Raw genomic sequence first — 3768 nt, 5'->3', positions numbered from 1 at the left:
TCCGAGATCTTGGTACGAACGGGCCCCTGGAGGGGCCATTCCGTACCAAGATCTCCGTCGTTCCCGCCCTTCGGAACGTCGATCCCGAATGGCGGCCACTGAAGGGGCGCCGGCGGATTCAGTCGCGCCGATGACGGCGGGCTGACCGACGCGGCGCCGTCGCCGGGGAGCGAGCCGTCACACGGAGGAGCGTCCCCCTGTCGAGCCGTCACGCTGAAGAGTGCCCGCTCGGTCGAGCAGTCACGCGGAGGGGCGTCCACCAGGGCGAGCCGTCACGCGGAGGGCGGCGACCAGGGCGGGCGGCCGTCCCGACGGGCGTTCACCAGATCGAGTCGTCACGCCAGGCGAGCGGCTCGGGAGGCGGCGTCGCGGTCGCGGCGGATGCGCGCGGCCACCTCGTGCATCGTCCGGCTGAACAGCTCCGCCTGGTCGGGCAGGCCGCCGAGTCGGGCGGCGAGCGCGTCGGTGTCGGCCCGGGCGGAGTCGCTGACCCGCGCGTCCAGCTCGCCCAACGCGTCGTTGACGGCCTCGACCAGATGCGCACAGAGGACCTCGAGCGGCACGTCGGCCAGCTCCGGATCGACGACGACGGAGTGCAACCGGCCACCCTGGACGGCGACCGCCCGGACCCGGCCGCCGGCGGCCGCGCCCTCGGCCCGGAGCAGTTCGCCCGGTTCGCCGTCGGCGAGCACACAGGACCGGGACCGCATCGCGGCCAGCGCCTGCTGCGTACGGGTCAGCAGCTCGTCGAGGCTCGCGGCGGCCGAGAACGCATCGTTGGTCATATCCGCGCTTTCTTCACGTCTTAGCCGAGCCTCGTGACCATAGCAACAGGCGACGACGGAACCTCGTCACCCGCCACACCGACCCGGTCGCCGGGGCCGGGAGCAGGACGGACGCCCCGTACCCCCGGCGTGTCGCACGGCACGAGGGCCGAGCCGAATGGTCCCGGCGACCTGGCTCGGCACCCGCGACGCACGGAGGCCGCATGGCCGGGCGTTCGGCGTCGTCCGCCGGCACGACACGGCTCCGGGAACCGCGGGACGCCGTCCGGACCATCGCAACGGCGTCCCGCGGCGGGAGTCAGCGCAGGCGCAGCCGCTGGCCCGGGAAGATCAGGCCGGCGTCCTCGCCGACGACGGCCCGGTTGAGCGTGTGCAGGGCGCGCCAACCGCCCGTGACGTGTTTCGCGGCGGCGATCTCGGAGAGCGTGTCGCCGGTCCGTACCAGGTAGGCGCCGGTCCCCGGCGCACCGCGCCGCTCGCCGCCGGACGGACGCGGGGAGGTGGCCTTTCTCCTCGGCGTCGTCGCCTTCTTCGTGGACGCGGTCGAGCCCGACCGCCCGCCGACCCGGGTCCGGCTCGACCCGGCCTTCGTGCCTGTCGACCCGGCCTTCCGGCCGCAGACCGGCCAGGCGCCGATGCCCTGCCCGTCGAGGACCCGCTCCGCGACGGCGATCTGCTCGGCGCGGCTGGCCAGGTCGGCCCGGGCGGCGTACTTCCGGCCACCGTGGCCGTTCCAGGTGCCGCGGGAGAACTGGAGGCCGCCGTAGTAGCCGTTCCCGGTGTTGATGTGCCAGTTGCCACCGGACTCGCAGCGGGCGACGGCGTCCCAGTCGACGCCAGCGGCGGCGGCCGGCGCGGCCGGCCCGAACAGGGCCGCGGCGCCGGTGACGGCACCGGCGACGAGCGCGCCGACGACGGTACGACGACGCCGGGCTGAGTATGCAGTTGACATGTGGATTCCTCCACGCCGACGAGGTGAGCTGTCGGGTTCGGGCCGAGGAGCCCGGCCGCCGCTGGCGGCTTCACCCCGAGGTGACGTGCACCGTGGAACGTGTGGGTCCCCCGCTCCCGCCCGAGGTTCGGTGACCACCGGGCCGGTGGCGGGATTAGGCGTTACCGGCCCGCGGTGTCCGCGAGTGCGAACGGACCCGACGCTAGGGATGTTTCGCGACGATCGCCCACTTCTTGGGACGTTCGTCACTCGGCCGGGCTACCGGACAACTACCGCGTCCACGGTGGCGGGTCCGCCGCCGGGCGGCCGGTGGTGCGGTTACCGTGGGCGGGACCGGGCAAGATCGCGCGAGGAGCGGGGCGGATGACCGACCACGGACACGAGCTGGCATTCGGTGGCTTCCTCACCCCCGCCGCCGGGCGCCCCAACCAGGTGGTCGCGCTGGCCACGCTCTGCGAGCAGGTCGGACTCGACCTGGTCACCTTCCAGGACCACCCCTACCAGCCGGGTTTCCTGGACACCTGGACGCTGATGTCGTACGTGGCCGCCGCCACCGATCGGATCAGCCTCGCCGGCAACGTGCTCAACCTGCCGCTGCGCCAACCCGTGGTGCTGGCCCGCAGCGTGGCCAGCCTGGACCTGCTCACCGGCGGCCGGGTGGAGCTGGGGTTGGGCGCGGGCGCGTTCTGGGACGCGATCGAGGCGACCGGCGGGCGGCGGCTCTCCCCCGGCGCGGCGGTCGACGCGCTCGACGAGGCGATCCAGGTCGTCCGCGAGGTGTGGGACACCGGGCGGCGCGGCATGATCCGGGTGGACGGCGAGCACTACCGGGTGGTCGGGGCGAAGCGCGGACCGGCGCCGGCGCACCAGGTGGGCATCTGGGTGGGCGCGTACAAGCCCCGGATGCTGCGGCTGGTCGGGCGGGCCGCGGACGGCTGGCTGCCGTCGCTGGCGTACCTGTCGAAGGGGCCGGACGAGCTGCCGGCGCTCAACGCGCTCGTCGACGAGGGCGCGCGGGCCGCCGGGCGGGACCCGGCCGCGATCCGCCGGATGCTCAACGTCACCGGTGAGTTCGCCCGGTCGTCCACCGGGTTCCTGGCCGGGCCGCCGGAGCAGTGGGTCGAGGAGTTGGCCGGCCTCACCCTGGCACACGGTGTCACCACGTTCGTGCTCGGCAGCGACGAGCCGCGCGCCATCCAGCTCTTCGCCCAGGAGGTGGCGCCGGCCGTGCGGGAGCTGGTCGCCGCCGAGCGCACCACGCCGGGCAGCGGCGCCCGGGACGTGGTCCAGGAACAGGCCGCCGCCGGCGGCCCGCGCGCGCTCGCGGTCACCCCCACTCCCGATCCCGGGGTACGGCTGAGCGACCGCCGCCTCTGGGACGAGACGACCCGTCCGACCGCGCCGCCGCCACCGGCCGGGCACGTCTATCCCGCCCGTGCGCAGGCCGCCGGGCAGCACCTGGTGGACGTGCACGACCACCTGCGGCAGGAGCTGGCCCAGGTGCGCGACCTGCTGGAGCAGGTCAGGCGCGGGGCGGTGTCGCCGGGCGGCGCGCGGGCCGCGCTGAACGCGATGACCATGCGGCAGAACGACTGGACGCTTGGCGCCTACTGCGCCGCGTACTGCACGGTGGTGACGCAGCACCACGGCCTGGAGGACGCCTCGGTCTTCCCGCACCTGCGCCGCGCCGACGCCGGGCTGGCCGCGGTGCTGGACCGCCTGGAGGAGGAGCACGTGGTGATCCACGGCGTGGTGGAGAGCGTCGACCGGGCGCTCGTGGAGCTGGTCGCCTCCCCCGGCGACTTCACCGCGTTGCAGGAGGCGGTGGACCTGCTCACCGACACGCTGCTGTCGCACCTGTCCTACGAGGAGCACCAGATCGTCGAGCCGCTGGCCCGGCACGGCTTCTTCCCCGGCCAGCTCTGAAAGGAGGGGCCCCTTCTTAACGCCTGCGGGGTAGTAGGGGGCCCGCCGGTGGTAATAACGTTGGGGGGGGGGGGGGGGGGCCGGGGGGGGGGGGAACGGGCGCGG

At 74.5% G+C, this 3768-nt stretch carries 3 protein-coding genes and 1 riboswitch; of the genes, 1 reads left to right on the top strand and 2 read right to left on the bottom strand.

Going from position 1 to position 3768, the window contains the following annotated elements:
• Window positions 1–335: 335 nt before the first annotated feature.
• Window positions 336–785, bottom strand: coding sequence for a YbaB/EbfC family nucleoid-associated protein (locus ACIA5A_RS23910; protein ID WP_396766338.1), 450 nt, complete (start codon window positions 783–785; stop codon window positions 336–338).
• A 298-nt stretch (window positions 786–1083) separates the two neighbouring features.
• A complete protein-coding gene (locus ACIA5A_RS23905; protein ID WP_396766335.1) occupies window positions 1084–1737 on the bottom strand; it encodes a transglycosylase family protein in 654 nt (217 codons plus the stop codon).
• Window positions 1736–1880: riboswitch (cyclic di-AMP (ydaO/yuaA leader) on the bottom strand. It overlaps the preceding gene by 2 nt.
• Before the next feature lie 220 nt (window positions 1881–2100).
• Here ACIA5A_RS23905 and ACIA5A_RS23900 point away from each other — a divergent pair.
• A complete protein-coding gene (locus ACIA5A_RS23900) occupies window positions 2101–3663 on the top strand; it encodes an LLM class flavin-dependent oxidoreductase (RefSeq protein WP_396766332.1) in 1563 nt (520 codons plus the stop codon).
• Window positions 3664–3768: the final 105 nt, after the last annotated feature.

The sequence above is a fragment of the Micromonospora sp. NPDC051300 genome, from assembly GCF_044455315.1.
Lineage (GTDB): Bacteria > Actinomycetota > Actinomycetes > Mycobacteriales > Micromonosporaceae > Micromonospora > Micromonospora robiginosa.
The sequence above is the reverse complement of the archived record's forward strand: the minus strand, read 5'-3'. Positions and strand labels throughout refer to the sequence as shown.

Excerpts from the sequence above, each read along its gene's own strand:
- ACIA5A_RS23910 (WP_396766338.1), bottom strand. The coding sequence starts at position 785 with ATGACCAACGATGCGTTCTCGGCCGCCGCGAGCCTCGACGAGCTGCTG.
- ACIA5A_RS23905 (WP_396766335.1), bottom strand. The coding sequence starts at position 1,737 with ATGTCAACTGCATACTCAGCCCGGCGTCGTCGTACCGTCGTCGGCGCG.
- ACIA5A_RS23900 (WP_396766332.1), top strand. The coding sequence starts at position 2,101 with ATGACCGACCACGGACACGAGCTGGCATTCGGTGGCTTCCTCACCCCC.